Below are 26,528 nucleotides of genomic sequence, written 5' to 3' on the forward strand. Positions count from 1 at the left end.
ATGGCGGCACTAGTGTAGCGTGTCGTTGATTCCTTTGGGTCTGATTGTTTGTCAGACTTGATCCATGGTTTATCTGGCAGAGGCACTTCAGTTGCGCGACGGGGACCGTGGCGCCCTGGAAGCGTTGACTCGTGGGAATTCTTCCACTGCGACGTTGGCGTTGCGGGCGCGCACGGTTTTGTTGGCTGCTGACGGGATGCCGAATGTCCAGATTGAGAAGATCACCGGGTTTTCGGCGCCCACGGTTTTGAAGTGGCGCAACCGCTATGCCGAGGGCGGGATCGAGGCCCTGTCCGATGTCCAGCGCCCGGGCCGGGAGCGGGAGATCGACGAACTCGCCCTGATTGCCGACACCCTGACCAATGACGGGAACCCGCCGGCGGAGCTGGGGATCTCGCACTGGTCCGCGCGCATCATGGCCGAACGCCACGGAATCTCTTTTTCGTCCGTGGCCCGAATCTGGCGCCGTTGGAAGATCCAGCCGCATCGGATCGAGACGTTTAAATTCTCCACCGACCCGGCCCTGGAGTCCAAGCTCCGGGACGTGGTGGGCCTGTACATGTCCCCGCCGGAAAACGCGGTGGTGGTGAGCATTGATGAGAAGACCCAAATCCAGGCACTGTCCCGCACCGGCCCGGACCAGCCGCTGTCCCCGACCCACCCGCTGCAGCAGACGCACGACTACAAGCGCAACGGCACCACCACCTTGTTCGCCGCCTTGGAGGTTCTCACCGGCAAACTCAGCGCGAACGCCTTCTACCCAAAGCACACCAACATCGAGTTCGTCGATTTCCTGGGCCGGGTCGCCCACGCCCACCCCGGGGTTGAGCTGCATGTCATCTGCGACAACTATGCGACCCATAAGCACCAGAACGTGAAGGACTGGCTGGCCGAAAACCCGCGCGTGAGCCTGCATTTCACCCCGACCAGCTGTTCCTGGCTGAACATGGTGGAGATCTTCTTCGGGATCATCACCCGCCAGTGCCTCAAACGCGGAGCATTCAGCTCCGTGAAAGAGCTGGAGGAAACCATGGAACGCTACATCGAGAACTACAACCAGGACGCCAAACCATTCACCTGGACCAAGTCAGCGGAGTATCTCCTGGGCAAGATGAAACGCAAACAAACCATTAACACGGAACACTAGAGTGCGCAGGAACGACTAACAGCGGGACGTTCGGCACGGCCTGACCGTTATCGCGTCCCCAGGGACATCGATGCGGATGCCTGGTCCCCAATTTCATCAAGGACACGGAGGAGGCATTGGCAGCGGTCCTCGACGACGAGCAGACCCGATTATCCACGGGAAAGCACAGCCCGTCCAGGGTGGACTGATGTCCTTCTCCTCGGATGTCGAAGCGGATTGCCATGGGTGACGAGCGTGGGATTGTCATGATGGACCAGAGGTGTGTCCCGCTCCCGGCCATGAGCTCGGATTTCTTGAGGGCTCCTACGCTGTTAAGCACAATCTCCCGGGTCCAGTCAACATCCAGCGGCAGGCTAAGGCTGGCGCAGGCTATTCGACGCCTGCCTCCTACCGTCGTGTGTCTACCCCGTCGCGACACGGGGACCTCGGAGCGAATAGCGACCACGGCGGCGATCAGGAGTGGACACCCGATCAACAACGCTCCGGTCGACCGGTCTTGGTACTGTAGCCACAATCGGTTCGTGCCCAACTGTAACCGCCCATTTCCGCGAGCCGGAAACGAGTGTCACCTTTCATCTGGCATGCCGCACCGTCCAACCCGAGGGACCCTTACTGCCGATGCCATACGGTGCAGAGGCAGTCATTCCCCGCCGCGGGGCCTGGCCCGACTCGGCAGCCGAAATCCGCAACGGAAAATGGGGCATTCGCCCCATGCCGTTCGTGTGACTGCGGACATACGATCTCTGCACAGCGTAAGGAGAACGAAATGACTACACAGCAGCCGCAGACATACGCCGAGAAGGCAGAATCCTGTGCAGAATTGCCCGCCGACACCGCAGAACGGTTCGCCGGGTATGCCGTTCTGGGAATGCCCTTTAGCTCCGGCTTCTATCTTGCCTTCCGGCATTTTCCCGCCAGCTCGATCGGCCCGGGCTACCGCGCGGTCTGGCTGCGCAGACCCGACGGCCAATGGGTGGTCTACGCCGACGTACCCCCGCATCTGAGCTGCGCCCGGTATTTCGGATCCGCCCTCAACGCGGCGATATCCGCCGAGATCACGGTCAGCTGGAACAGTCCGGGTATCGCCACAATCCGGATTCCCGACGTCCTGGATTGGCGGATCGAGATGGCAGGTTCGCGGACCTCCAGTGTCGTTAGCGCCTTGGCCCAGCGGATACCCGCACGGCTCTGGCGGAACGAGCGTGTGCTCCGAAGTATGGGATTGGTGGCGGGTCCGTTACTGCATGCAGGGAAAATGAAATTTTCCGGTGTCGTCCCCAATGGTCAATCCTTCCAGGCGCAGCCGTTGCGGTTGTGGATCGTCCGGTCCACAACCGCAACCATTGATGGCGCTGACGCGGGCAGGCCGGGCCCCTTGCCTCAGCAGGAACACCTGGGCGACTTCTGGCTCCCGCAACGCGGCCTGTTCGTCGCCGACCTTGGCGTCAGATTCCCATCCACGGCGACGGCCGGCACCGGCGCGGTTCAGCTGTCGGTATGTGAGACGGAAGAGAGAGCATCATGAATAGCAATATGAACAAGGCAGTGATCAGCCTGACAACCGGGTTGGAAGATCCAGAGCGTGTCACAGTCGCGTTTTTGGTGGCTGTGGGGGCTGCCGAACAGGGCAGGGAGACTCAGATGTTCCTCACCAAGGAAGCCGTGCGGCTGGTGCTTCAGGGGTTTGCACACGTCGTGGCGTGCGATGGATGCCCGCCCCTGACGGCCCTTATGGAGCGGTACGAAAAGGCCGGTGGCAGGTATCTGGTCTGTCCCATCTGTCTGGATTCGCGCAAGATGGACAGGTCGGGCTTTATGGCCCATGCCGAGGCCGGCGGTACCGTCCAGCTGTGGGACTGGATTGGTGAGGACGCGGCGGTCACCTTTAGTTACTGACCCGAACAATCCACCGCGCTTTCTTGTCATGTGAAAAGTGCACCGTTTTCGTAGAGCAAAGGCAGACCGTCATGAGCATCATCCAGACCTCCACCGAGGCTGAAGCCACGGGTAGGACAGCGGAGATTTACGCAGAGGACAGGCAAGTCCTGGGCTACGTTCCGAGCCACACCAGGGTTTTGAGCGTGCATCCCGAAGCCCTGGCCGCGTGGAAGGCCCTGCAGAGCACCATCGCCGGATCAATGGGCATGCGCCGCTTCGAGCTGGTGACTCTCGCCGCGGCCCTTGGCATCGGATCCAGGCACTGCCGGCTGGCACACGGCAATGAGTCGCTGAAATTCATCGGCGAAGAGGAATTGGTGCGGATCGCACGCGACTACCGCGACGCCGGTCTTTCCGAGGCCGAAGTCGCGATGATGGACTTCGCCCAGAAACTCAGCACCGACTCCGTAGCCATGACCGACGCCGACAGTCTGCGCCTGCGCGACGTTGGCTTCGGCGACAGGGAGATCGTTGACATCGCCCTTGCCGCCGCGGCCCGTAACTACCTCAGCCGGGTGCTGCAGGCACTGGCCGTTGATGTGGACCTCCCGCCCGGTCTCAGTCAGGTCCTCCACGACGCCTTGCTCGAACCTCTCGGACATAACGACGCCGTCGCCTGCTGATTTCGTGGCCCTGCATGCGGGACCGCGTGGCCGGCCCAGTCATATACTGGGAGCTGTGACGGAACCACCGTTAGGGTCAGGCCGCGAGGGCCGGAGCCTCAAGGCCGCTTGGTCCGCGGGATCGGTCCCATGGGACCATGCGGCAGCCCCGCGTCGCTCCGAAATACTGGCGGCGTTGTCCCTGGCCATCGATCTGGGGCTCGGCCAGCCAATGGAGCACATGCTGCGGGCGTCTTTGTTGGGGCTGCGGATCGGTGACCGGGCCGGCGTTGGCCCGGCGGCCCGGGGGAGAATCTACTATGCAAACCTGTTGGCCTGGATCGGCTGCCACGCTGACTCCTTTGAGTTGGCCGCCCTCTTCAGCGACGACATCGGCTTCCGGGCCGACTATTACATGATCGATGCCCACGGGCTGCCGATGTTGTCCCTGATGCTGCGCCGCACGGGTTCGGGCTTGCCGCCCTTGCAGCGCGCCGGACGCAGATCCCGCTTCGCGGTAACGGCGAACACGGCGGTCCGGACATTGATCCGTTCCCATTGCACCTCGGCCGGCCAGCTGGCCAACAAGGTCGGCTTGGATGAGAGTATGTCCGGGATCCTCAGTAATACCTTCGAACGCTGGGACGGCAGGGGGCTTCCGGCGGGCAGGGCCGGCGTCGAAATCCCGCTGGAGATGCGTATTACGCAGCTGGCGGATACGGCCGAGGTCTTTCTGCGGACCGGCGGCGTGGACGCGGCGGTGGCTACTGTCAGGAAACGCCGCGGTACGCAGTTTGACCCGGAACTGGCAGACCTCTTCTGCGCGCAGGCGCGGGAGCTGACGGCGGACCTGCTGAACATTGATCCGTGGCCGGCGGCACTGGCCGCTGCCCCCGATGACGCGGTGTTGTCCGGGCAGGAGCTGGACTCGGTCCTGCGTGCCATCGGTGATTTCGCTGACCTCAAATCCCCCTTTACGGTCGGCCATTCCCGGGCCGTGGCCGCCCTGCCAGCTGACACGGCGCGGGAGTACGGCCTGCAGGCCGGCGAGATCGAAGTTCTCCGCCGTGCGGGCTGGGTTCACGATCTGGGCCGGATGGGCGTTTCCAACGGTGTCTGGGACAAGAAGTCCCCCCTGTCCTATGTGGACCGGGAGCGGCTTCAGATGTACCCGTATTTGAGTGAACGGATTCTCGGACGTGTGCCCGGCATGAGGCGCGTCGCCTATGTGGCCGGGGCGCACCGCGAACGAGTCGATGGCTCCGGCTATCCTCGCGGCCGCGGGGGCACCGACCTCGATTCGAGCCAGCGGATCCTTGCCGCCGCGGATGCCTATCAGACCTATCTGGAACCCCGGCCGCACCGCCCGGCGCTGACGCCGCTGGAGGCAGGAACACGGCTTCGCGCAGAGGCGGGCGCGGGCCGGCTGGAGGGGCAGGCGGCGGACGCCGTCCTTGTTGCCGCAGGGCAGACGGCACGACGACGGCGGCTCTTGCCTTGCGGCCTGACCGACCGCGAGGCGGAGGTACTCAGGCTCCTCTGCCATGGACTGAACAACCGTGAAATCGCTGACACGCTGTACATTGCGCCGAAAACGGCCCGTAACCATGTCGAACATATCTACCTGAAGATCGGCGCGGGAAACCGCGTCGGAGCCACGCTTTTCGCATTGGATCACGGGCTGTGGGACCGTGCCGCGGGGTAGCATCCAATTGTCTTTCATTGCTGTGCCCGCAGCACGGCAACCGACAGTGTGAGGAGAGATTGAGGTCATGACATTAAATGATTTGCGTACGGTCCAGGAACCGCTCAAGCACCGCTACAGGGCCGACCCGGCTTCGGCGCTGGTGACTCTCCGGGCCGACGGTGATCTCGGCATGGGTGTGAGTTGTTCGGTGCAGACGGGACAGGCTTTGGTGAAAGCAGGCCTGCACCCGGCGACCGGCGGCGACGGCCTGTCGATATGCTCCGGGGACATGCTGCTGCAGGCTCTCGTTGCCTGCGCAGGGGTGACTCTCGGCGCAGTTGCGTCGTCATTGGGCATCGACGTCTCGGGGACGGTGCACGCCGAGGGTGACCTGGATTTCCGCGGCACGCTGGCAGTCGACAAAACGGCGCCGGTCGGTTTCCGTGAGATCAGGCTGCGCTTTGATCTGGTGTCCGATGCCGACGAGGAGAAGATGGCTGCCCTGACGCGTCTGACCGAGCGGTACTGTGTCGTCTTCCAGACACTCGCGGCGCCGCCGGCTCTGTCGGTCTCGCTGAAACGACAGCTATGAACCGTCTGGCCGTTGGGTCGCGAGCCGGGACAGATCCAGGCGGTTGGAGGCGCCGGTTTTTCGCAGCAGATTCGAGATGTGCGAGCTGACGGTCTTCTCGCTGATGACCAGGGCCCGGGCAATCTCGCCGTAGGTGCGGCCGGCGATGACGTATTCAAGGATCTCCCGCTCCCGCGGCGTCAGCCCCGGCAGGTTGTTGGTGGCCTGCGGGGCTCCGGCGGACAACCGCGCGGGAGGAATCCGGGCCCGGGCAGCCAGTTCACTCAGCTGTGCCTGGATCGGTCCGGCCTGCAGTTCGCCGGCGAGTGACAGCCCGCGGCGGAGCACGGCTGTGGCCGGCCCTCGCTGCCCGTGTCCATGCAGAAGCAATGATTCCGCTGCGCGCCAGCACGCGTAGGCTTCTTCCCAGCGGAGCGACGCCGTCCGGCAGGCGTCGGCCGTATGGACCCAGACGGATCCGTTGTCAGCACTCTGACGGGCGCGGCCCACCTCGGCGGCGTACAGAAGGTTGAAGGCGGCCATCTGCAGATCGTACAGTTCGGTGCAACCGCCGGAGTCCCGGAGCGCAGCCGGGAACTGTTCCACCAAATCGTCGACGCGCGCCATGAGCACAGAGGTGGGATTGCCGGCATCTTTGGCCAGCTGGACCTGGTCCGCGACGGAACGCGCCGCGAGCGGCAGCAGCCATTCGCACATGGTGACGGACAGACCGGTGGAGGTAGCCCCTGCCATCGCCGATTCATAAGCCGCCACCGGGTCGCCGGCAGCAAGGTAGACCTCGGCGCGGATGGCGTCGAAATCGAGGTTAAGGAACCGGGAATTTTGTGCATACAGCTCCTCAGCGCGCGCGAGGTGCGCTTCCGCCTCGGGCTGCCGGCCTTGCCACGCGGCGAGACGGGCCGCAGTCAGCCGCGCGCCGACGTCGCCCATTGTCCCTGGATCGGAGCCCAGCGCTACCCGAAGCGCCTGCAGACACTCCCGCCAACGGCCGATGACAAGGTAACAGCCCGCCTCATCGGCTGCCAGTTTCGCGATATACCCGTGCGGCGCTCCGAGGGCCGCGAGTTGCTGCCTGCCCGCGCGCAACTCACTGGCATACAGCTCGCTCGCCCATGTTTCGCGGGCATTTGCGCGCCACATCGTGGCGTGGACGAAGGCCCAGTAATCGCGGGCCTGAACCGCCGTCGCCAGCGCCTCCGTGGCGAGGACCCGGCCCTCCTCCGCGCGCTGGCCGATGACCGCGGCCATGGCGTTCGCGGACAATGCATAGGACAGCGCCCGCGCGTTACCGGCCGCCCGGGCCAGGCTGAGCGCATGCACGGCATGGCTTTCCGCCTCGGAATCGTTCTGCCATAGGCCGGCGTGGGCGAGTTCAGCGAGCGCGAGCGCGTGCTGCCAGCTTTCGGGTTCGACGGCGGAGAGCCGGACTGCCTCACGCAGGTCACCGGCCGCCATGAATGAACGTCCGGTGGAAAAGCGCAGGAGCACGCGCCGCACGAGCAGTTCCGCTGCCGCCAGGGGCTGTTCAGCATCGTCGAGTCCGGAGAGCAAGGCCTCGACGGCTTCCAATTCTTCCTCATGCGACCCGGTCTCTTCGGCCGCAGTCCGCAGCCTGGACCGCAAGTCCTCCGGGTTCTCAGCCGCAGCCGGCAGACTGCCGCGCAACTCCACGGCCCGCCGAAGCAAACGCAGCATCTCGGTTGCCCCGCCCACCGCACCTGCCGACGCGGACGCTTCCAGTGCCCACCGGTAGGCCTGGCCCGTCTGACCGGCGTAGTGGTGGTGGTCCGCTACCGCCACCATCGACTCGAAATCCGCTGCCGCCCCGTCCGCCAGCTGCTGCTCGTAGTGGTCGGCAAAGGCCGCATGCCAGCGCTGCCGCTCGTCCCGGAGTAGTCCTTGTTCGAGGGCCTCAGCGATCAGCGGATGGTGAAACCAGTAGATTCCTTCCGGAGAGATGTCCACGATGCCGGCATCGACTGCCTCGCGCAGCAAGGTCGGGACGCCGGAGGGCGTCCTGAAGTGGGGAGCGACGGCGTCAAGGTCCTGCGCGCGGATTGGCCTTCCCCCGACCGCCATGATCTGCGTGAGCTCACGTGTTTCCGGGGACAGCCCGCTCCACGGCCGGAGCGCGGCGGCCTTCAAATCCGGCGGAAGCTTCGGAGGCAGGTGGCGTGCATTCGGCGGAAGACCCGCAACGACAAGGCGATTGAGGTATGCATTGCCTGCCGTATGGGTGAAGACGTCGTGCACGAGGGACCGGTGCGGGGGAGCGCCCAGCAGACCCGCGATCTGGGCCTCGGTGTCCAGCCGGTCCAGCGGGCCGAGCGTTAGCCAGGCGATCCGGGGCAGGCGCCGGATGTCGGCGAGCCAGCGCTGCAGCGGGTGGCGTTCGCCGACCTCGCCGCTGCGCAGGGTGGCGATGACTGCCAGGCGCCGGTCGTCCGGCCCCGCAATGAGGTACATCAGCACATCCAGGGTGCTTTGGTCCGCCCACTGCAGGTCGTCGATCACCAGCACCACCGGACGAAGCAGGCAGAGCTCGTCGAGCCAGCCGTCAATCATGACCGGAACATCGTAGGGACCGTCGGCGGATACGCGCAGTGCGGGATGCGCGATGCCCTCGATCCGGGGTGCGCCGCGGAAAACCGACCGCAGCCCCAGAAACGGGACCGTCATCGAAGTCAAGGGCAGGCATGCACCGGCGAAGGTCCGGACCGCAGTTCCGGCGGCCGCGCAGGCGTGCTGCACGAGGGCGGTTTTCCCGACGCCCGCATCGCCGGAGACGACGAGGGTGCCGGCGGCGCCGGCAGCGGCGCGGTCCAGGAACGCGCCTATTGCACCCAGCTCCGCCGCCCTCCCAACGAGATCCGGGCCCTTCGCGTCTACGTGTTCGGTCACGTCATAAGTTTCGCACCGCTACAGCCGTGCCGCTCGGAATTTGAGGGTTTTCGGCGAATTTCTGAGGAGGAATTCCCGATGCCCCGGTGCCGGCACCGGGAGGAACGTAGAGATATCAGGACCACATCGAATGGAAGGCACGATCATGTATGTTTCACATCAAGCGCCACGCTGGACCGGACTTGCCCTGTCCCTCCTGGTGTTTGCCGCCGTCGTACCGGCCCCGGCATCCGCTCAGCTGGACCCCGGCACACCGGCCGGACCGGCGCCGGCGCTGGTTGGCCCGAATTGCCCGCTGACGAGGATCGGTACCCAACTGGTGCGTTGCGGTGATCTTACCGGGGCCGGGGTCGCTGCGGCTATCTGGATACCGGAGAGCTGAACCACCCGGCGCAGCGAGGGCGGACCCTCCCTCAAAGAGAAGAGCCGCCCTCAGCTGCACCGAACATCTGCGCCGCAGGACCGGCACGATTATGCGAGCGCTGAGTTTCCGGCTCCTGCTGGCGAACAGGGCATGGTCAGCGGAGAAACGCACGGCGCCCAGCAATGCAATTGTCCCAGTGCTGCTGCGCCCAACAGCAGGACGAGGTCAAAGCCGCCGGTGGCCGCAAAGACGCCGGATCCGGCGTGCACCAACACCAGTGCACCGATCATGTCCAGGGTGAGCAGGACCGCGATCAGACGGGCCAGCAGGCCGATGACCAGTGCGACGCCGCCAACCAACTCCAGGGTGGCAATCACGGGGGGCGGTGATGCCGCCGCGGGAACGCCCATCTGGCCGAAGACGTCTGGTGCCGGCAATGGTCCATTCGTTGAATTTCTGCCAACCGTGCAGCGAAAAGAAAGCCGACGACGACGCGCGGGATGGTTCGGGCGGCAGTGGTTACTGCGGGGGTAGCCCCCATTGCCCGCTGTTGCATTTGCCTGTCCCACGATTCCTTTTTGTTGCGGGCAAACGTATAATTATGGTTCCTTTCCTCCTACGGCGGTGGCTGCAATGTCCCTTTCATCAAGCCCGGCAACAACCATCCTTCCGATCGCGGACGGGGACCGCGCCCGGAAATATTACGAGGAATCCCTCGGTCTGGAGTTTCGCGGGAAAGCCGCCGATGGGAACCTGATTTCGGACTGGAAGGATCCGCAACGTTGGCACTTCTGGAAGATCCTGCCGCGAAGCCTTCCGGGCACACGGCTATCAGCTTCGAGGTCCAAGACATTACCGCCGCAATCCGTGACCTCGGCACGCGCGGAGTGGCGTTCGAGGACTACGATCTGCCGGATCTGAAAACCACCGATCACGTTTGTGTTCTCGGATCGGAAAAGGCGGCCTGGTTCAGTGATCCGGACGGCAACATTCTCTGCCTGCATGAAAATCTGTCGGCCTAAGAAGCTGGCGGCAGCATGGTCTGCAGATATTCCTGCTGGCGCGCGCGTCAGAGTTACACGTCAAACCCGTTGACGTATCTACCGTTCGATTGATTCAACGCGTTCCGGGCGTCCGTCGACCCAAGCCAAGAGCCGGCGTACATCCTCGGGCAAGGACTCGTCGGTGTAATGGACGCTGAAGGGTTGGCCGGCCTCCTCCAAGGAAATTTCGTAGAGTTGGGAATCCGGACGTTGACGGGTGGGGGGATCGTTCAGCTCCCGCATTCCCGCATGGCTGATCTCGCCCGCGAAGGCCTCCGCAGCGGCGGGCGGCAACGCGTCCGCATCAAGCTCGGTCCGTGCTGTAATACCGGCGATGCCGCCTCCCCGTCGGACTGTCAGTTTCATGAAAGGACCCCGACCTCCTGCCAGGCATTCCTGACAGCGGTTTGCTCCGTAGCACTGAACAGGCTGCCAGCGACGTCGACGGTGGCTTGTGCAGCCTCGTTGAATTGTGTGTTGGGCCGCAGCCGGGTGGTAAGCGCCGTGTACCAGATTTTTCCCGCTTTCTCCCAGGCGGAACCGCCAAGCGCCGTGGCCGCCAGGTAAAAGGCGTGGTTGGGGATTCCCGAGTTGATATGTACCCCACCATTGTCGTTCCGCGGGTCATTGTCATCCGGCAGGTCCACGTAGTCGTCCATGTGCCCGGGCTGCCGGTCGCCTGAATAGGCCGTGCCCGGATGGCTCATCGATCGGAGTGCCTTGCCGAGCTGGGGGACCAGGATCCCCTCCCCGATCAGCCAGTCGGCGTTGGCTGCGGTCTGCTTCAAACTGTACTGCTTGACGAGCGAGCCGAAGACGTCCGAAAAAGACTCATTAAGCGCCCCCGACTGCTTACTGTAGACGAGCCCGGCGGTGAGTTCCGTGACTCCATGGGTCAGTTCGTGGGCGATGACATCCAAAGCACGGGTCAGGCCACCGACCTGGAAGATCCGGCCGCTCCCGTCACCATAGACCATCTGGCCGCCATCCCAGAACGCGTTGTCGAAAGCAACCCCGTAGTGGACGGAGGACACGAGCTCCATCCCGGCTCCGTCCAGGGAATTGCGTTGCAGGACATCGCGGTAGAACTCATAGGTTGCCGAGCTGCCATCGTAGGCCTGATTCACCGCCTGGTCCTTGACAGGCGGCTGCCCCCAATCCCGTACCCGGACACCCGGGAGAAACGACCTGCCGTTCTTCTGGTTGTCGTAAACGGTCAGCCGGCGGTCCGGCGTGATGCTGAAGCCGATCATCTGCCCGATGTTCAGGTTGAGCTGGCGGTTGAGCCGGCCCATCACCGCCCGCTGCGAGCGGATGGCCGCAGAAGTGGCCAAGGCGCGGACCGCGGCTTCCCGCTGGGTCGCGTCCCCCTCGATCGCCAGCCGGGCCAGCAGATCCGGTGGAGCAATACTGCAGCATGGGCGGCACAGATTTCTTAACATGAGGTTCCCCTTCCACGGGTGTTAGGAATTATGATGCGCTGAAGTCCGCTTTCAGGCGAGCAGCGGGATCCGGAAAACCTGCCCGGGAAAGATCAGATTTGGGTTGGTGATGCGGTCCCGATTTGCCTCGAAGATGTCGTCGGCCGTGGTGTTCTGGCCCTCCTGCTGGGCGATCTTAGTCAGGTTGTCGCCGCTCTTGATTTCATACAGCTTGAAACCCTGCAGAGAGGTGAACAGCGTGACCGGGATGATATTCAGGTCGGGTCCGGGCGGGTGGATGCCGGATGGGTCGTCGCCGAAAACCTGCAGTGTCACATGTGTGCCCCGGGCGGGGGTATTTCCCAGCGCGACCGTGTTGCCGAAGTCGTGGATGACGCCCATGGAACCGGCGCCCTGGATGTTGCCGTTGCCGAGCGGCTGTCCGTTGTCGTCGAGGACGCGCCAGAGGACCACCGCCTCAAAACCGGTGCCGAAGCCGGCGATCACGAATTCCTGCCCGATCAGGTCATTCTGACGCGGCTGACGGACTTCAATTAATCTTGGTGCCATCGTGGGCCCCCTCCGGTTGGTCAACTCAGGATGCTCCTGTTCCGTGCGCGAGGCAAGGGGCGGGGCCACAGTCGTGCATTCTTAAACTGTCATGGGCATTCTTGGGCTGCCGCGTGGGATGGCATCACCTTGGTTGGAGGTCGCGTCGGTGGCCGACATTGACCTCGAGACCGTCGGGGTCCGGTTATCCATAGGGTTGTCCCTGGGGAACGGTATGGTGGGGAGCACCTTTTCCACGGTCGTAGTTTCAACCCGAGGTGTCAATGCGAGAGCCCATGGAGGTGCTTCACGTCCGCTGCAGCCGGACGCCGCTATTCGCGCACGGCGACGGTACTGCACGGCAGCGGTGGCAGGCGGCGCCGCCTATGTTGGCGTCGACATCGTGCTTCAACGGCTGCCGCCGCACTGCAGTAAGATCCGTGAGGCGGAAAGCAATCTGGTGGCAGGTCCGTTCGGCTGGACCATGAATCTGAATTGCCTTGGCCGCGCCGCCACGACTCTTTGCGTGGTGCGTGCCGAACTAGGGACCGGCCCCACTTCCGGACTGAGGCGCGGTCCTACTGGGGATAGGCGGACTATGCTCAGGGGTCCCGGCCTTCTTCCCTTCCGACATCCAGACCCCTGATATCCCGCCCGCCGGGACTCACCCAGCCGATTCCGGAGCCGGCCCGGGAACCGGTGGCTTGGGCATATCGGTGGTGACCCGCGGCGGCAGCGTGCATCTGGTGGTGGCGGGGGTTGGCTTTCTGGCTGCCCTGGCGGGCATAACCGTGCTGACGGCATGGCTCCGGCGCCGCCCGAGGTTGCGGCGGATTTCCCGGGCGGGCAGCCTATTTGCCGGGCTCACAGCTCCTGGCGTGGTCTCACTGGCCTCACCGGCCGCTTCCTCCGGCATTTCTCGGACTTGTGGAGCGGACTGCGCTTGCCGGAATTCTGGGTTGGGCGTTCGCTGTGTCCGCAGGCATCCGGTCGCTGAAGACCGACGGCTGACGACCCCTCCCGAACCGCGCAGCGGCCGCTCCGCTGGTTGGTCATCGCGGGACTGGCATCAGTCCCTTGGGCTCGTGACGTCGTCATAACGCACCAGTTTCAGACCCATGAATCCGGTCGCCCCCGCCTGTGCGCCGATGGATCCGGACGGCGAAGATGACTTCTACTGCCAACCCTCCCGGGACGAGTTGAAGGTGACCGCTGGCAACCGACGGCCGCGCCCCGTTCAATTATTCGTTGCGGCGAGGCCAACGAGGAAGCCATGAACCCCTTCTGACGCCAAAACCCCCAGAAAACCCTTTCCTCATCTTCCGGACTATGGGAACATGCTGCATGAGCAAAGAACAACATCCACGCCGGACGGCTTCTGGGGAGCGGGCGGGCACGGAGCAGCGCTCGTTATCCACGCAGGAATTGCGGGCCGTGGCGCAGCGGCGCCATGACGCCGAGGAAAAGCTCGAGCGCCACCTGCAGGAGGCTGAAGAGAAGGCGGACGAGTCAAACGACGACGGCGGCACGGCTCAAGCCGATCGGGCCGCCGACAGCTGACCGCCGGATCCGTGCCGCTTGGCAGCTGTGGCGTTTGTCCGAACTTGCGCCGCTGCGCCCCGACGGGCCAGGGGCCGCCCCGTACCGTCGCCCTGGCAAAGCGGCGGTGCGGATTCAGACGGTGACCGCCCGAACCCACGATGACTGGCTGGGCATTATGCCCCGGGATGTTCCGTCAGCAGTTCCGCCAGCGATTCCAGATTTGCCCGGACGGTCCGTGCCTGGGCCCGCTGCACAAAGGGGTCTGCCAGCCGACCGAAGACCCCACCCAGGCCCGACGCCGCGTCGATGCGGTAGGTGAACCGGGTACCGCCCTCCACCGCCTCGAAGGAGTTGGTGACCGTGAAGGAAAGTTTACCTTCAACGGACCGGTTGACGACCCGACGGGGCGCTTCGAATTCGGTCACTTCGGTAGTCCACTCAAAGGAACGGCCCATGATCTTGCTGGTGCCGCTGGAACGAACCCCCATGCCCATCGGGTCGCTCCCGATCTGGGCCGCTTGAGCGACGGAGGAGTCCCACACGGGGATGTTTTTGGTTGCAGCAATATAGTCGAAGACCTCCTGCTGCGGCCGGGCGATGAATACGCTCTCTTCGATCACAGGCATGGGAACTCCTTGGGAACGCCTGCCGCTGGCTCGGCTCGGCCGGTGGCCAGGTACGGCGCCATTATCTTCCCATGCCTGCGGATTGTCAATTCCCGGATGCCCGGGCGCCCCCGTTACCCACCGAAATGTCCGGCCGGTACATGCCGGTCAACTCACTGTCCGACGTGCCTGTCAGCGGGCTTTCCCTCCGTCGGGTCGGTTCCCCGAAAGGAATACAGGAACTGCGTAATGGCCGCCAGAGCGTCGTCCGGTTCCGTGAAGTACCGTGGCCGCTCCTCGAACGCGGAGTGAAGGCTGCGGTCGATGTCCCGCCGGGCAGAGACGGCAATGAGCAGGTTCTCTGATTGCGTTTCCACCCGGACGATGCACACCCCCGTTTTCAAGGGTGGTCCCTGACCGTACACTGCGGTCAACGCCTAGGTTCGACGGCGATGATGATCGCCTCCCGCTGGCCTGCGGCTGGTGAAAAGCTGAATACCGGGGCCATCAGGCCGGAATCGAGGGAGGCCGCCAGCATGGACGCCCGCACGGCGATGAGCGGAAGCCGGCTTTCGGAGGCCAGGCCGACCAGATAGACGTCGCAGCCCCGCATTTCCAGTCCCTCGTTCTTCAGGAAGTCTGTAAAGGCCACTGCCACCTTGTAACTGTTGCCGGGATAGGACCAGTCCGACGGCGGGTACAACAGTTCCGCCGCTTGGTTGCCTTCGATCTTCGGCTGGTCACCGTAAATCTTCTGCAGTTCATCTGCACCACCCTCGAACGTCCGGAAGTAGACGTCCACGGGTTCGGCGGCCGGCGGTGTTTCCTTGATCTCGCAGCAGCTCCGGTGCACGAACGCGACCCAGCCGTAGGCCGGCCCATCTGCCGGCGGCCCGGGGATGAGGATATCGACCTCCGGCTGGTGTTTGGTGTCCGTCAGCGGGATCCGGTCGCGGTGCTGGGATTCATCGACGGACAGGGTCACGTAGTCGGCGCTGCAGGAAAGGAACCGATAGTCCAGCCGGTTACCCAACAACAGCCGGACGGCGGACTCGACGTTGGCAGCCGCCTTGGGGATGGGCAGGTAGCCGGCCGGCGGAAGCTCTTCGAAGCCCATGGCGCGCAGGGATTTGCCGGTCTTGACCGGGGTCAGCGGGAGGGCCTTGGCGGCCTTGGCCACCTTTTCCAGGAAGTCCTTTCCGAGGGCCGCCTCCTGGGCACGGGTCAGCTTGAGGCGCAGGGAAAGTTCCCTCAGTGGTTCAAACGATGTGAAGGCTTCGGCATCGAAGTCCAACTGGGCCAGCTCGGACGCGTGGGCGGCCAGCTGCGCCTGGAACTGCAGGACCTGGGCCATAAAGGTGCTCCACGGCCGCATCGACAGTCGGTTTTGCCAGACGTTTTTGGCCGGCGGACCATCGACGTCCCGCCGGGCGGTCCAGACATCCAGGACCCATTTGCCGTCCACCGCCAGCAAGGCCGCGATCGGCACATGAGCTGCCTTCGCCGCAGGCGCCCCGGCGTTCCAGTTCCAGCCGGTGACCGGGATTACCGGCTGTTCACCGTCCGGCTGGAGCCAGGGGTGGCCGTTTCTGCGCTCCTGGTCGAAATACAGGGATGCCAGCCGGTTGCGCCGCAGGGCCGAGCCGGCCGTATTGAGGCCTTCGATGCTGCGCGCCACCAGTTCAACGGTGATGCCCTCGCCGATCCATGGCTGAATCGTGGAACCGGAACCGGAGCAGCCGTCCCCGCAGACCTCGCCGTAGACCTTCTCGTGCCCGGAAGGCCACTCGGCGGGCCCCACCTCCACCACCAGGAAACCGTTCCCGCTGCTGTCCAGGGCCGGGGGGTCCTTCAGTTGCAGCACCGCCTCGGTGTTCGAGCGCAGCGGCCGGCCCTGCGGGTCGGTCGCCAGGCCCGGTCCCACCCGCAGATTGTCTCCGTCCAAGGTGGCGGTGTACCCGTAGACCACGCCGCTGCCCGCACCGGTTCCAATCGCGCGGACCAGCTCGCGGGCGTAGTCCTGAATGGCGTCGAGGTGCTCACCGCGCAGGAACAGCCCGTCCACCGGGTTCAGCCGGGTGATGTCCCCGGGGACGGTGGGCCCGGGCGTGCTGCCGGGTTCGTCAACCATGCCAGTCATGAGCCGGCCCTCCTGTTAGCCAGTGGATTGCGAAGGGTCAGCACGGCGTCGTGCCCGTTCTCCGCCGTGCCGGGCGGATCGCCCGCCCTGCCGGCCAGGGGCACCCGCGGATCGTCTCCATAGACGGGGGTGGGGCCGGTACCGCGGACAATTAACCGGACCAGATCGTTGATCGGCCGGTCTGCCAGCTCAACGATGACGCGGCGTTCCTTCGGCTCATATCGGACGCTGTCAATGTCCTCCTCAACCCAGCCGCGTTCGGACAGCGAGGTGATGACGATGGCCCGGCGCAACGATGCGGGGAGGACGTCGGCGGTGACAGCGAAGCTCAGGCGGCGTCCCTGCCCCTGCTCATTGTCCCTCAGCTCGGCGTCGCCGGTGACGCGTGGGCCGCCGCCGTCGACGGCCGCGGTGCCGCCGATCAGCGCCGGGGCCAGTCCGCACACGAGTTCCTGGATGGCGTTGGAGGGCAGCAGCACGTTGCGCACGGACGTGTCCGGAACGTCCACGGTGATATCAGCTGTGCCGCCGGTGTCGCGGATGTTAACGACGACGGCGGCCAGCACCACGCCTGCTTCGTCCACCTCCGCGGGGAAAAGGGTGGGATAGCTGTCACCGGCCTTCCGTGCCGGCTCCAGTTCGATTTCATCCTGGGCCGCCAGCCGGCGGAACTCGCGCAGTAACGCCCCGGCGCGTTCCTCCGGCGGCACGGCTGCGGCCCGCTTCCGGGCGGCGAGCGCCTCACGTCCGGCGTCGTCGTCATGCTTCACCGGATCCAGGCCAAGCAGCACCCGGACCCGATGGTAACCGTCCGCCGCCGCGGGACCTGGCTTGGTGCGCAGGCTGTAGGTCACTTGTTCGTTGATCCGGGAAAACTCGTCGTGTTTGCGGGTGACATCGCACGGGTCCGCCAATACCGGGACGGCGGATGAAGGACAGGCATCGAAGGACGCGACCAAATAGGCATCGATGATCTCCGTCGAGCAGTCTTGGGGATCCTTCAACCCGGCCCTGTCGAGCAGCAGGCGGACGTCCAAGGTGGCGGTGCACCCTTGGTACAGCTCGCGGCCGGCGCCGTCCACGGCCAGCCCGGGAAGGATCTTCAGGTTCCGGGTGCCGTCCCGCCGGACGTCGAGGCCCTGGACCACGCCGGTCCCGTGCAGCCAGGCCTGGTGCAGCATCAGCTTGCCGCGGGGGTTGGCCATCAGAGCATGGAAGTCGTCTTCGCCCAGCAGCATTCCGTATGCAACGCGCAGGGCAACGAAGGGATTGGCCGGAAGCTCCGCTCCCGCGCAGGAATCGCAGCCACAGGTGGAGCCGTCGGTCCGGGTGGACTCTGTCTTAATCATTTCGTCTCCTCGGAGGTTCGCCGGGAAAGCGAAGCGCCGCCTTCGCGTATTCCCGCTTCATGGCAGCCACCAGATGCTCCTGGCTGATCGGATGGGCCCGGGCGGCCGCCACGTATGCGGCGGCGATGGCCGCGTTGCGGATCCAGCCCCCGGGCACCGGGTAAAGCCGGGCGAGGGCCAGTAGGTCGATGTCCCCATTCATCGCAGCCGTGGGCAGATGCCGGGCCCACAGGTCCGCGCGGCCGTCCGCGTCCGGGACCGGGAATTCCACCACAAAGTCCATCCGGCGGATGAAGGCTGCATCAATATTGGAGCGCAGGTTAGTGGTGAGGATGACCAGCCCGTCAAAACTGTCCAGGCGCTGCAGCAGATACGCGGTCTCCAGATTGGCGTACCGGTCATTGGCGTCCGAGATCTCGGTGCGCGTGCCGAAGAGCGCGTCCGCCTCATCGAGCAGCAGTACCGCCTGTGTCCGCTCCGCGGCGTCAAAGGCGGCGGCGAGATTCTTTTCGGTTTCGCCGAGCCATTTGGACACCAGCCGGGAAACGTCCACGAGCAGCAGATCCGTGACGGCGGCAGTGGCCACGGCGTGGGCCGCGAGGGACTTTCCGGTGCCCGGCGGTCCCGTGAACAGCATCCGCGTTCCGCGTGTGGCATGTGCCCGGTCCCGCAGCTCCCAGTCATCGAGCACCACGGATTGATAATCCAGCCGTGAGACGGCATCACGGAGCTGCCACGCCCCTTCCGCGGGCAGCACCAGATGATTCCACGGCACCGTGGGGCTGAGCAGCTGCACCCCCGGCGGCAGAGTGAGGCCAGCCCGCGCACGGATAAGGGCGGTGACGTCCGCCACCCCGGGTTCCCCGCCTTGGGCAAGGATGTCGACGGCGAGTTCGGCGATCAGCGCCGGGTCCAGCGGATGCCGGGCGGCGACGCCGGCGGCCTGGCTGGACAGATGCGGCATGGCGGCAGCCCAGGCCGCCCGCTGGTCGGGGACGCCCACCGGAGCGGCGTCCAGCGCCAGCACCGGACGGGTGCCGGCGGCACGAACCGTGGTGCTGACGGAACAGATCAGCACAGGCCCGGGAATGTCCCCGACGGCCAGCAGGTCCTGGTCAGGTTGTTCGACGGCCGCGAGAACCAACAGAGGTACCGCACCGCGCAGGGCAGCATGCACGGCCAGCAGGGCGATGCCCGTGGTGTCTCCCGGTCGGACCCTCGCAGCGACAATCGGTCGGCCCGCGGCCCCGGCGACGGCGAGACAGCGGCTGATCGCTATGCTTTCATTGCCTCCGGCCACCAGGATGCTGCACACGGTGTCCCTCTCCAGCGCAGTCACGGCGCGGCGGGCACCACTGCCGACCAGCCAGCCCTCCAGTCCGGGCGGTACAGTGCCCGTGCTGACGCGCGGCAGACGTTCAGGCCAGGCATCGTGGCCGTGCAGGGCCTCCCAAAGACCATCGGCGGCCATGAGTGAGCGTTCAAAGAGGGTACCGCTGCCGGTCAGCCGGAGCAGCCCATGGCGGACAGCCTTCCCGCTGGCGAGCAGTCTGCGCAGCGCTGGCCGGGCATCCACAGCATCGGCGGCAACCAAGGTGTTGTTCAGGATGAGGGCCGCCAGTCCAGCGGTGGGATGGGGTTCACTTTGCGGGTGCAGGCCGCGGAAGGTTGCAGCAATGCCTTCGTGTTCCTCCGGCAGGCCCGCCAGGAGCAGCAGGTCCACCTCCGGCGGCGTGAGCGCGAACCGTGCAGCGAGAGCATCGAGTGGGGCATCCACCGGGTCCTGCCGCGCCGAGGTGCCGTCCGCCCAGCTGCGGAAGAAATCCGCCGCCTCGGCAGCGCCGGAGCCCGCGCTGCCATGCAGCTCCAGCACGGCAGCGACCTCCCGCGCGATCCGTGCGGTGCGTGCGGTCAGATCCGCACTGACAGCCGTCCATGGTGCCACGGCAGCTGGTGCCACGGCAGCTGGTGCCACTGCGGCTGGTGCCACTGCAGCTGGTGACACGGTCAGCTCATTCATAGACAAAGCGCACCACCACTGCCAGCCACGGGACCCAGCCCGGGTCAATGTCCAGCCCGGCCCGGCGCACATCCACGTCGACATCCCGCAGACTAAGGTGCACTTCGATCCAGCCGGTCTGCGCGAGGACCGCGCCACGGCGGAACGCAATCTCCCCAACGACGCCGAAGGGTTCAAGGTGCGGGCGCCCCAGCCTGCCGGCGGTGGCTGTTGCCCAGCGGGCGGCATGCTGCTCCAGCGCGGTCCGTTCTTCCGGGGTGCTGTCTCCTGAGGTGTCGTATCTTGGGGTGCCGTTCCCTGCGGTGCCGTCTGCTGTGGTGCCGTTCCCTGCGGTGCCGTCTGCTGTGGTGCCGTTTCCTGGCGCGGGTCTGCCGCCGTCCGGCGGTTCAGCGGCAGATGACAGCCCGGCCAGTGCCATGACCGCCGGGTCATCCGGTGCCACCGGGACCAAGAGCTGTCCGAGCCGGTGAATGATCCATCGCAACGGCCGGGCGGCCAGGGCGGGATCGGTCAGGAGCAGATCAGGGATCCCGGCATCCCCGGCGGTTGCGAGCAGGAACGGTAACCCGGCCCAGAGGGTGGGCACGGCGGTTTCCTCCGGGATACCCTTCGAGTCCTCGCGTGCTGCATCCTGACCGGCGTCGGCAGGGTCTGCACCGCGTGCCGGGCCCTCCGCAGGTTCTGTACCTGGTTCCGGGGCCCCGGCAGGCTCCATGCCGCACGCCGGGGCGTCGGAGCAGGCCGGACCGGCGTTGGCCGGGAGGCCATCATTGTCGGCTTCCGCATCGGGAACGTCACGGCCGTGCCTGTCATCCGGCCTTTTATCGCCGGCATCGAAGGCCCGCGTTCCTTCGGCGGCGGCCCTGCCGTCGGTGCCGTCGAGGGCGGTCGGCCCGGCTCCGGGATATCCGGCGGCGGGCTGGGCCGCGGAACCCATCCGGGAGGCGTCACGGAGGCTGGCCCCCGAGGTATTGAGTGCGAGGAACCGGGAGGCCAGTGACCGGAGGATACCGGGTGCGTCCGGTCGACGCAGGAGACCGGCATCCGCCTCGGCCGCGGCAAGCAGTGCCCAAGCAGTGGCGGTGGAGACGTCGGGGCGGAGCCCGCTGCGGAGAAGCGCCCCGGCCAGCCGCGAACGGCGGGTTAGGTCCAGAGTCAGTACGCCCGCCATCTGTTCGTCCACCACCTGTGCGTCCACCACATGAAGGGGTCCTGGCGTCGCGGGCGGAGCCAGATGGCCGGCAGCGGAGGGTGCTCCTGCCCCTCCGTGGTCAGAATGACGATTTGCGCCAGCGGCGTCGTCAGGGCCGGGACCGCCGACGCTGATGCGGCTGGCATTTCCGTTGGTGTCATGCCAGTCAGTACCATTCCCGTTGGCGGCACTTCCCGGGATTCCATTGCCTAGAGTTGCGTTTCCGTCAGGTGCCTTTCCGCGGCTGGCGTTTTGGCCGGAGGTGCGGGTCGCGGCGAGGGAAAATGATCCAATCGTGACGGCGGCCCGGGAAGCTCCGGCCGCAGCTGCGACGATGGCCGCCAGCTCGATCCAGTCGGGTCCTGCGAGCAGCCGAAGCAGCGGTGCGGCACCGTGCGCCTGCACCGCAGAGACTATGGAGGCCAAGGCCTGTTCCGGCCAACGCCGGAGCACAGCCAGGAGCACCGGCGCCGGCGCACCGGCCGGATCCGGGTCCTCGGGCGTCAGCAGCCCGAGCTGCCGCCAGGCCCAGGCGTGGTCTGTCCGGCCAGCGGCCAGTGACGCCGCCAGATCATTGAGCGCGTCGGAGATCCGCGGGAAGTGCAGCACCTCATCCGAGGGGGAATCGATCCGTTGCCGCAGTTCCTGCACCACGGCGTGGGCCCACTGGGTTTCCAGCGCCGGGCCGGGCCGCTCGGGGTTCAGCGCGAGGCGGAGGTCCAGACGGCGCAGACACCACTCGCCAGCGGGAATCTCCGCCGCCGCCAGCACCTCCTCCAGCCGGTGGTCCGCGAGATGGGCCAGCATGTTCTGCACCCGCGGTGGCAGGTTTCCGGTGCCCGCAAGGGAGACGCCGTCGCCGTCGTGGTTCTCTGCCGCTGCGGTAGCGCTCAGCGTGCCGATAAACAACTCAGTCATCCGACTCTCACCTGCCCTGCTACCGAGGTCTCGCCCAGCCGTGAGCCCGGGGCGGGCGTGCCGACGACGCCGTCGCCGCCCACACGGAACCGCCCCAGCACCGCGGGCCCCCACCCCGCGTCCGGACCGACGAAGGAGGTCAGGCTCACGTGCAGCCGCTGCCCCACCCGCATGCCGGCCCCGAGTACGCAGAGCTCATACATTGTGTGGGCGGGGCGGTGGACATCGACGATGCCGCGCACCACCTGGCGCTGCTCAGGGGTAAGGTCGCCGGGGATGAGCAGCGTGAAGCGGTGCGCGGCGAGCTGGAAGGAATCCTGAGGGGCAGCGGGTGCGGATGACGAGGACACAGTGCCGGCGGAGGTGATGGAGGGTGCGGCGGAAGTGGCCGAGGCAGCGGAGCCGGCGGAAGTGGCGAAGGCAGCGGAGCCGGCGGAGGCTGCGGGACCAGTGGATGCCGCCGGAGCGGACCCGCCGATCGAGAAGCGGCCCAGCGTACCGGTAGCCCGGGCGTTGCCGCCGACCGCGGGTGCGGCCGGCCCTGCCGGGGGATTGCCCAGCACCATGCCGCCGAGACCGCGCAGTTGCCACGCCTCGATGATCACCGGGGCGCGGCCCAGATAGAGCTCAAGGATCCGAATCAGAGCGGCACGGGTGCCGCGCCGGGCGAACAGGCGGTAGGCCTCGGCAATCAGGGTGCGGCGGGCCGGCTCCGGCCAACGGCGGTCCAGGACCAGCCCGGCGAAGCCGGCCAGCCAGGGCAGGGCCTCCTGCGGGGTGGTGCGCGGATCCAGCAGGATGGCACGCTCGGCGGCCCGCCAGTCGAGCTCGTACAGGGTCCCCTCCAGTGGGGCCAGGAAACGGTGGAGGAAGTCCGCGTCTCCGTCGTCCCGGGACCAGGCACGGGGCAGGCTGCTCAGGAGCTGGTGGCCCGGCCGTTCGATCCGGACGGCACGGATCCTCGGGCTGGTCTGTGCGGTGCCTGTCAGGTGCATTCGCAGCCACAAATACCGGCCCGGTGCGGCGTTGACTTGGGATTCGTAGGTTTCGAAGCCATCCTCAGGGGAGATCTGCTGCCACGGCTGTTCGCGGCCCATCGGCCGCCTGAAAAGCGTGGCGTCCTGTTCCACCGCAGTCAGCAGACTCTCCGACGGCAGAGGCGGCGTCAGGCCCGGGTGGGGTACGGTGCGGGCGCCGCGGCCCGGTGGCGTTGCGTCCAGGGGATCAAGCACGTCCTCGGCGTCGCTGGTCACAAAGCGCAGGGTCACGTCGGTGCCGACTGGCAGGCAGGCATCCAGGAACACACGACCCCAGCGGGTGCGGTACCGGCCGCTGTCCAGCCGGTAGGTCACCACGGTGCCCTCGGGTTCGTGCCGCGCCGCAGAACCTGCGGTGCTGGCGAAACCCGCCGCGGTGGTAAAGACGATGCGCCCCGCCGGCGAGACGGCCACCGCGCCGCCGTCGAAATCCGGAGCCGAGGCCGGTTCAAGCTCCAGCCAGCCGTCGTCGTCGTGCTGGAAGCGCCGGAAAGGCTGGCCGGGCATCCGGGCGACCACCAACAGCCCGTCTGACGTCGTGGCGATGTCAACGGCGCCGTCCACCTCCAGCTGCACCGTGCCGTCCGGGGAGGTTATGACGCCGTAGCCGCCGCCGCGCCACAGCACCAGCGGGCCGGCGGCAAGCCTGTCCGGAAGCAGGCCAGGGCGACAGTGCGGATTGATCAGGGCCGGTCCCGGGCGAGGGGAGCGCCTGCCGTCCAGGAAGACCAGGGCATCCGGCCGGTGCTGCAGCACCGCGACCCGACCGCAGTCCGGTGCAACATCGACCGGCCGGCCGCGTCCGAGCGGTACCCGCCGCAGCAGCCGCTGTGCCCAGAGATCCACCACCAGCACCGAGCGGGTGGCAGGTTCCGCCACGTACAGCCGCTGCGCCCGGTCCACGGCCAGACCCGCAGGGTGTCCCAGCACGCCCGCCCCTACGGAAGGCTCCGGTGCCCTGTCCGGATCGTAGATGTCAACTTTTCCCTTGGCTGGCCAAGAGCGGTAGGCACGACACCAGCGGTCAAAAGCGAGTCCGGCGGGTTCGGCTGCTGCTGGTTCGGATGCTTCTGGTCCGGCTGCTGCTGGTTCGCAGGCTGCTGGTCCGGCTGGTACTCGCTCGGATTGCCGGCAATCGGATGGGCCGCCCCGTGTCGCCGGGACTGCGGGCGGGCAGTAATCCTTGGACTGCCGCGGTGCCTCCTTCCAGTCCAAGAGGACGCCGCCACCGGGCAGCAGCGCCGTGTTGGTGTGGGCGCAGCGGGACCACTGGTCCGGTTGGACCAGCAGACTGAGCGAACGGTCCCCGTACATCAGCACACATCCGGCGGGAGGGGCACCGGGACTTTTGGTCCCGGCGCGGGTGCGTACTCGGTGCCCACGGGCAGTGGCGCGCCGGACACGACGGTGATGGCCGCCAGTTCCGGCACCTGCCAGGGTTTCAGGTCAATGCGCGGTTGTCCCGCGCCCGGGGCGGTTGGGGAGGCCAGCAGCAGGTCCTCCAGGTATTCGACACCTTCCACCTGCACCGCGACGGCCTCAAGCTCCGCCCGGCGGATGGTCCGGCCCAGCGGCCAACCGCCGCCATCAGGACCGAACGGCGGCAGCGGCGCGAGGTATTGGCGCAGGATCAGCTCCACCCAGCGGCGTACCGCATCCACCTGGTAGCCGGCGCGGACCTGGACACCGACGGAAACGCTGATCTGCACGTACTCCGGCGGAATCACGTACAGTTCCGTGGTGACCAGCCGCCGGGCGTCCAGATAGCCGGCCACCCGGCGCAGCAGGCCCAGATCAGGCATCGGCGCCGCCGGGTTCCGCAGGTCAAATTCCGGGAAGACCATCACGCTCACCACCCCCGCCGCGGGCACGGTCGGATTGTCCGGGTGCAGCAGGGGCAGTGTCTCCGCCCGCTGCACGCCGGACACCTGCAGAGCCAGTTCCCGGAAATCCTTCCCAATCACCGCGCGGTCGTGGCGGTGCACCTCGGCGGGAATCGCGTCCATCGCCTCGGCGATGCCGACGCCCTCGGCGCCGCCCACGGCCGGCAGCGGATTGGCGACCTTCACGCCCGCCGTGCCGGGCAGCGAGGACACCGCACCGGCGGCGACATTGCCGGCGGACCCGCCGCCGTACTGGTAGGACAGCACCCGTATGCGCTCCCCGATCTGCGGTACCCGGGCACGTCCGAAGGACACCGAGCCGTGGTCGCTGTCCACGATGTAATGCCTGTCCCCGGCGCCGCTGCCGGAGAAGTTCTCCACTTCCTGCCAGCCGGTCCAGCCGGCGGGTTCCTCAACCTCCAGCACCATGCTGCCCGGCACCACCGGGTGATGATTCAACGGCAGCCGCTGGTCGTCGTCGCCCGTCCCGTTGCCCAACAGTTCCGCCGCGGCGGTTCGCGATGCAATGGCCTGGACGGCGTTGATGCCGACCCAGCGGACCCGATGGATGGAATCATTAGCGTTGGCGTTTTGCGGACGGCAGACCTGGATCCACGCAATCACGTTTTGAGCGAGTTTGCCATCGTCCAGCGGCGGCGGGTTATCCTCGCCGCCCGACGATGCGCCGGTGATGGTCGGCAGTTCCGGCGGCATTTCCAGCTTTACGACGCCGGTGGTCACCAGCCCCTTGGTGGTGTCCGCCAGGACCGCAAGCTCCTGGAAAGCGGGCTTTGCCTCGCCGCCCGTGGCCGCCGCGGGTGCCTTCGTCGGCCCGTTCCAGAGGCGCCAGAGCATCGGGGGAGGGCTGGAAGTGAGCCCGTCCGAGCGGAAGGCCCTGGCGCCTTCGTCGTTCAGGGCCTCCAGCAGTAGCGGTGCCGTAAGGGCTTCATCGAACGCGACCCCGACGAAAAGGGTCCGGCCGGCGAGTTTCTCCACGTCCGTTGTGTCCTTGCGCAGCAACGCGATCCACAGGGACCGGTCCACCTGAGCGCTGACATCCACCGAAACGGCATCCGCCGCGAGGGGATCCGCGGACACCAGGGTCGTGCGGTAGAACTGGGCTGTCTCCTTCTGTGCCCTGGCCCGTGACAGCGCGTCCGCGCTGCTGTCATGACCGGCTTTTGTGTCCGCAGGATCCTGCGGCGTCTTGCCCGCCGCCACGACATCCAACGGCCAGGCATAGACCTCGTCCTGCGTCTGGAAGGACACCGCGCCGGCGGCGGCCTCCGCACCCCGGACGATCTGCACCCCGTCCGCACGCTCCGTGGACACCGCCAGCAACGTCAACGCCGTTTGCGCCGGGCGCGGCCGCACACCCAGCATGCGCAGGAACTCGATCCGGGTGGCGTCGGGAATCTGGTTGAACCGGTACAGCAGCGACTCGCCCAGATACGCGAAAAGCTCCACCAGCGCGATGCCCGGATCGCTCTCGTTGTGGTTGGTCCACTCCGGCGCGTAGACCGGGATGCGCCGGATCAGCTCATCGCGCAACTGCTCGTATGAGCGGTTGTCCAGGATCGGGCTGATCAGTGCCATCG

The 26,528-nt window shown here is 66.4% G+C and carries 21 protein-coding genes and 1 pseudogene; 9 read left to right on the forward strand and 13 right to left on the reverse strand.

All coding sequences use genetic code 11. From position 1 onward, the window contains the following. Positions 1-64 precede the first annotated feature (64 nt). The 6 genes from ACLLJI_RS09010 to ACLLJI_RS09035 all read left to right on the forward strand — a co-directional run bounded on the left by ACLLJI_RS09010 (position 65) and on the right by ACLLJI_RS09035 (position 5,966). Positions 65-1,147 carry an IS630 family transposase gene (locus ACLLJI_RS09010; RefSeq protein WP_434620485.1) on the forward strand — a complete coding sequence of 361 codons (1,083 nt, stop codon included), beginning with the start codon at positions 65-67 and terminating at the stop codon, positions 1,145-1,147. 766 nt (positions 1,148-1,913) lie between these two features. Next, on the forward strand, positions 1,914-2,672 hold the full coding sequence (locus ACLLJI_RS09015) for a hypothetical protein (protein ID WP_434620488.1): 759 nt from the start codon (positions 1,914-1,916) through the stop codon (positions 2,670-2,672). 8 nt (positions 2,673-2,680) lie between these two features. Continuing rightward, complete coding sequence (locus tag ACLLJI_RS09020) at positions 2,681-3,043, forward strand: DsrE family protein (RefSeq protein ID WP_434620491.1); 363 nt, start codon at positions 2,681-2,683, stop codon at positions 3,041-3,043. 71 nt (positions 3,044-3,114) lie between these two features. After that, positions 3,115-3,708, forward strand: a complete 594-nt coding sequence (locus tag ACLLJI_RS09025) for a peroxidase-related enzyme (protein ID WP_434620494.1) — start codon at positions 3,115-3,117, stop codon at positions 3,706-3,708. Positions 3,709-3,763: 55 nt separating this feature from the next. Continuing rightward, the gene (locus ACLLJI_RS09030) at positions 3,764-5,392 is read left to right on the forward strand and encodes an HD domain-containing phosphohydrolase (protein ID WP_434620497.1); all 1,629 of its coding nucleotides are present in this window, start codon (positions 3,764-3,766) and stop codon (positions 5,390-5,392) included. 67 nt (positions 5,393-5,459) lie between these two features. Beyond that, a complete protein-coding gene (locus ACLLJI_RS09035) occupies positions 5,460-5,966 on the forward strand; it encodes an OsmC family protein (protein ID WP_434620500.1) in 507 nt (168 codons plus the stop codon). On the opposite strand, the gene ACLLJI_RS09040 is transcribed toward ACLLJI_RS09035, so the two are convergent. After that, positions 5,961-8,867, reverse strand: coding sequence for a helix-turn-helix transcriptional regulator (locus ACLLJI_RS09040; protein WP_434620503.1), 2,907 nt, complete (start codon positions 8,865-8,867; stop codon positions 5,961-5,963). The two genes, ACLLJI_RS09035 and ACLLJI_RS09040, sit on opposite strands and share 6 nt — an antisense overlap. Positions 8,868-8,997: 130 nt before the next feature. Between ACLLJI_RS09040 and ACLLJI_RS09045 the strand changes: the two genes are divergently transcribed. Next, entirely contained in the window at positions 8,998-9,249 is a 252-nt protein-coding gene (locus tag ACLLJI_RS09045; protein WP_434621373.1) for a hypothetical protein, read from the forward strand. Between the two features lie 99 nt (positions 9,250-9,348). On the opposite strand, the pseudogene ACLLJI_RS09050 reads toward ACLLJI_RS09045, so the two are convergent. Continuing rightward, positions 9,349-9,772 (reverse strand): annotated as a pseudogene (locus ACLLJI_RS09050) (DoxX family protein); the annotation flags it as partial. Between the two features lie 241 nt (positions 9,773-10,013). Here ACLLJI_RS09050 and ACLLJI_RS09055 point away from each other — a divergent pair. Then, on the forward strand, positions 10,014-10,253 hold the full coding sequence (locus ACLLJI_RS09055) for a hypothetical protein (RefSeq protein WP_434620506.1): 240 nt from the start codon (positions 10,014-10,016) through the stop codon (positions 10,251-10,253). Positions 10,254-10,331: 78 nt separating this feature from the next. On the opposite strand, the gene ACLLJI_RS09060 is transcribed toward ACLLJI_RS09055, so the two are convergent. Genes ACLLJI_RS09060 through ACLLJI_RS09070 form a run of 3 tightly spaced genes read right to left on the reverse strand, consistent with a single transcriptional unit; the run spans position 10,332 to position 12,265 of the window. Then, a complete protein-coding gene (locus ACLLJI_RS09060) occupies positions 10,332-10,640 on the reverse strand; it encodes a protealysin inhibitor emfourin (RefSeq protein WP_434620509.1) in 309 nt (102 codons plus the stop codon). Continuing rightward, positions 10,637-11,716, reverse strand: a complete 1,080-nt coding sequence (locus tag ACLLJI_RS09065) for a M4 family metallopeptidase (protein ID WP_434620512.1) — start codon at positions 11,714-11,716, stop codon at positions 10,637-10,639. Before ACLLJI_RS09065 ends, ACLLJI_RS09060 begins: the two co-directional genes overlap by 4 nt. 51 nt (positions 11,717-11,767) lie before the next feature. Next, complete coding sequence (locus tag ACLLJI_RS09070; RefSeq protein WP_434620515.1) at positions 11,768-12,265, reverse strand: Gmad2 immunoglobulin-like domain-containing protein; 498 nt, start codon at positions 12,263-12,265, stop codon at positions 11,768-11,770. 1,323 nt (positions 12,266-13,588) lie between these two features. Here ACLLJI_RS09070 and ACLLJI_RS09075 point away from each other — a divergent pair. After that, complete coding sequence (locus ACLLJI_RS09075) at positions 13,589-13,804, forward strand: hypothetical protein (protein WP_434620518.1); 216 nt, start codon at positions 13,589-13,591, stop codon at positions 13,802-13,804. A 155-nt stretch (positions 13,805-13,959) separates the two neighbouring features. Here the strand turns inward: ACLLJI_RS09075 and ACLLJI_RS09080 are convergent, their stop codons facing one another. From ACLLJI_RS09080 to ACLLJI_RS09115, 8 genes are all read right to left on the reverse strand, one after another. After that, positions 13,960-14,412, reverse strand: a complete 453-nt coding sequence (locus tag ACLLJI_RS09080; RefSeq protein WP_434620525.1) for an SRPBCC family protein — start codon at positions 14,410-14,412, stop codon at positions 13,960-13,962. 152 nt (positions 14,413-14,564) lie between these two features. Further along, positions 14,565-14,768, reverse strand: a complete 204-nt coding sequence (locus ACLLJI_RS09085) for a hypothetical protein (protein ID WP_283559139.1) — start codon at positions 14,766-14,768, stop codon at positions 14,565-14,567. A gap of 53 nt (positions 14,769-14,821) precedes the next feature. Further along, complete coding sequence (locus ACLLJI_RS09090; protein WP_434620529.1) at positions 14,822-16,531, reverse strand: hypothetical protein; 1,710 nt, start codon at positions 16,529-16,531, stop codon at positions 14,822-14,824. Next, entirely contained in the window at positions 16,528-17,880 is a 1,353-nt protein-coding gene (locus ACLLJI_RS09095) for a hypothetical protein (protein ID WP_434620532.1), read from the reverse strand. Before ACLLJI_RS09095 ends, ACLLJI_RS09090 begins: the two co-directional genes overlap by 4 nt. Beyond that, entirely contained in the window at positions 17,873-19,885 is a 2,013-nt protein-coding gene (locus ACLLJI_RS09100) for an ATP-binding protein (protein WP_434620535.1), read from the reverse strand. Before ACLLJI_RS09100 ends, ACLLJI_RS09095 begins: the two co-directional genes overlap by 8 nt. A 7-nt stretch (positions 19,886-19,892) precedes the next feature. Beyond that, complete coding sequence (locus ACLLJI_RS09105; RefSeq protein WP_434620538.1) at positions 19,893-22,010, reverse strand: hypothetical protein; 2,118 nt, start codon at positions 22,008-22,010, stop codon at positions 19,893-19,895. Then, positions 22,007-24,361, reverse strand: coding sequence for a phage tail protein (locus ACLLJI_RS09110; protein WP_434621376.1), 2,355 nt, complete (start codon positions 24,359-24,361; stop codon positions 22,007-22,009). The genes ACLLJI_RS09105 and ACLLJI_RS09110 overlap by 4 nt, the downstream gene beginning before the upstream one ends. After that, on the reverse strand, positions 24,361-26,526 hold the full coding sequence (locus ACLLJI_RS09115) for a putative baseplate assembly protein (RefSeq protein ID WP_434620541.1): 2,166 nt from the start codon (positions 26,524-26,526) through the stop codon (positions 24,361-24,363). The genes ACLLJI_RS09110 and ACLLJI_RS09115 overlap by 1 nt, the downstream gene beginning before the upstream one ends. Positions 26,527-26,528 lie beyond the last annotated feature (2 nt).

It is taken from the genome of Arthrobacter sp. A5, from assembly GCF_051131705.1.
Taxonomy (GTDB): Bacteria; Actinomycetota; Actinomycetes; order Actinomycetales; family Micrococcaceae; genus Arthrobacter_M.

Coding starts and splice junctions, on each gene's coding strand:
- ACLLJI_RS09105 (WP_434620538.1), bottom strand. CDS start 22,010: ATGACTGAGTTGTTTATCGGCACGCTGAGCGCTACCGCAGCGGCAGAG.
- ACLLJI_RS09060 (WP_434620509.1), bottom strand. CDS start 10,640: ATGAAACTGACAGTCCGACGGGGAGGCGGCATCGCCGGTATTACAGCA.
- ACLLJI_RS09065 (WP_434620512.1), bottom strand. CDS start 11,716: ATGTTAAGAAATCTGTGCCGCCCATGCTGCAGTATTGCTCCACCGGAT.
- ACLLJI_RS09045 (WP_434621373.1), top strand. CDS start 8,998: ATGGAAGGCACGATCATGTATGTTTCACATCAAGCGCCACGCTGGACC.
- ACLLJI_RS09075 (WP_434620518.1), top strand. CDS start 13,589: ATGAGCAAAGAACAACATCCACGCCGGACGGCTTCTGGGGAGCGGGCG.
- ACLLJI_RS09080 (WP_434620525.1), bottom strand. CDS start 14,412: ATGCCTGTGATCGAAGAGAGCGTATTCATCGCCCGGCCGCAGCAGGAG.
- ACLLJI_RS09095 (WP_434620532.1), bottom strand. CDS start 17,880: ATGATTAAGACAGAGTCCACCCGGACCGACGGCTCCACCTGTGGCTGC.
- ACLLJI_RS09070 (WP_434620515.1), bottom strand. CDS start 12,265: ATGGCACCAAGATTAATTGAAGTCCGTCAGCCGCGTCAGAATGACCTG.
- ACLLJI_RS09010 (WP_434620485.1), top strand. CDS start 65: ATGGTTTATCTGGCAGAGGCACTTCAGTTGCGCGACGGGGACCGTGGC.
- ACLLJI_RS09025 (WP_434620494.1), top strand. CDS start 3,115: ATGAGCATCATCCAGACCTCCACCGAGGCTGAAGCCACGGGTAGGACA.
- ACLLJI_RS09110 (WP_434621376.1), bottom strand. CDS start 24,361: ATGTACGGGGACCGTTCGCTCAGTCTGCTGGTCCAACCGGACCAGTGG.
- ACLLJI_RS09090 (WP_434620529.1), bottom strand. CDS start 16,531: ATGACTGGCATGGTTGACGAACCCGGCAGCACGCCCGGGCCCACCGTC.
- ACLLJI_RS09015 (WP_434620488.1), top strand. CDS start 1,914: ATGACTACACAGCAGCCGCAGACATACGCCGAGAAGGCAGAATCCTGT.
- ACLLJI_RS09115 (WP_434620541.1), bottom strand. CDS start 26,526: ATGGCACTGATCAGCCCGATCCTGGACAACCGCTCATACGAGCAGTTG.
- ACLLJI_RS09035 (WP_434620500.1), top strand. CDS start 5,460: ATGACATTAAATGATTTGCGTACGGTCCAGGAACCGCTCAAGCACCGC.
- ACLLJI_RS09020 (WP_434620491.1), top strand. CDS start 2,681: ATGAACAAGGCAGTGATCAGCCTGACAACCGGGTTGGAAGATCCAGAG.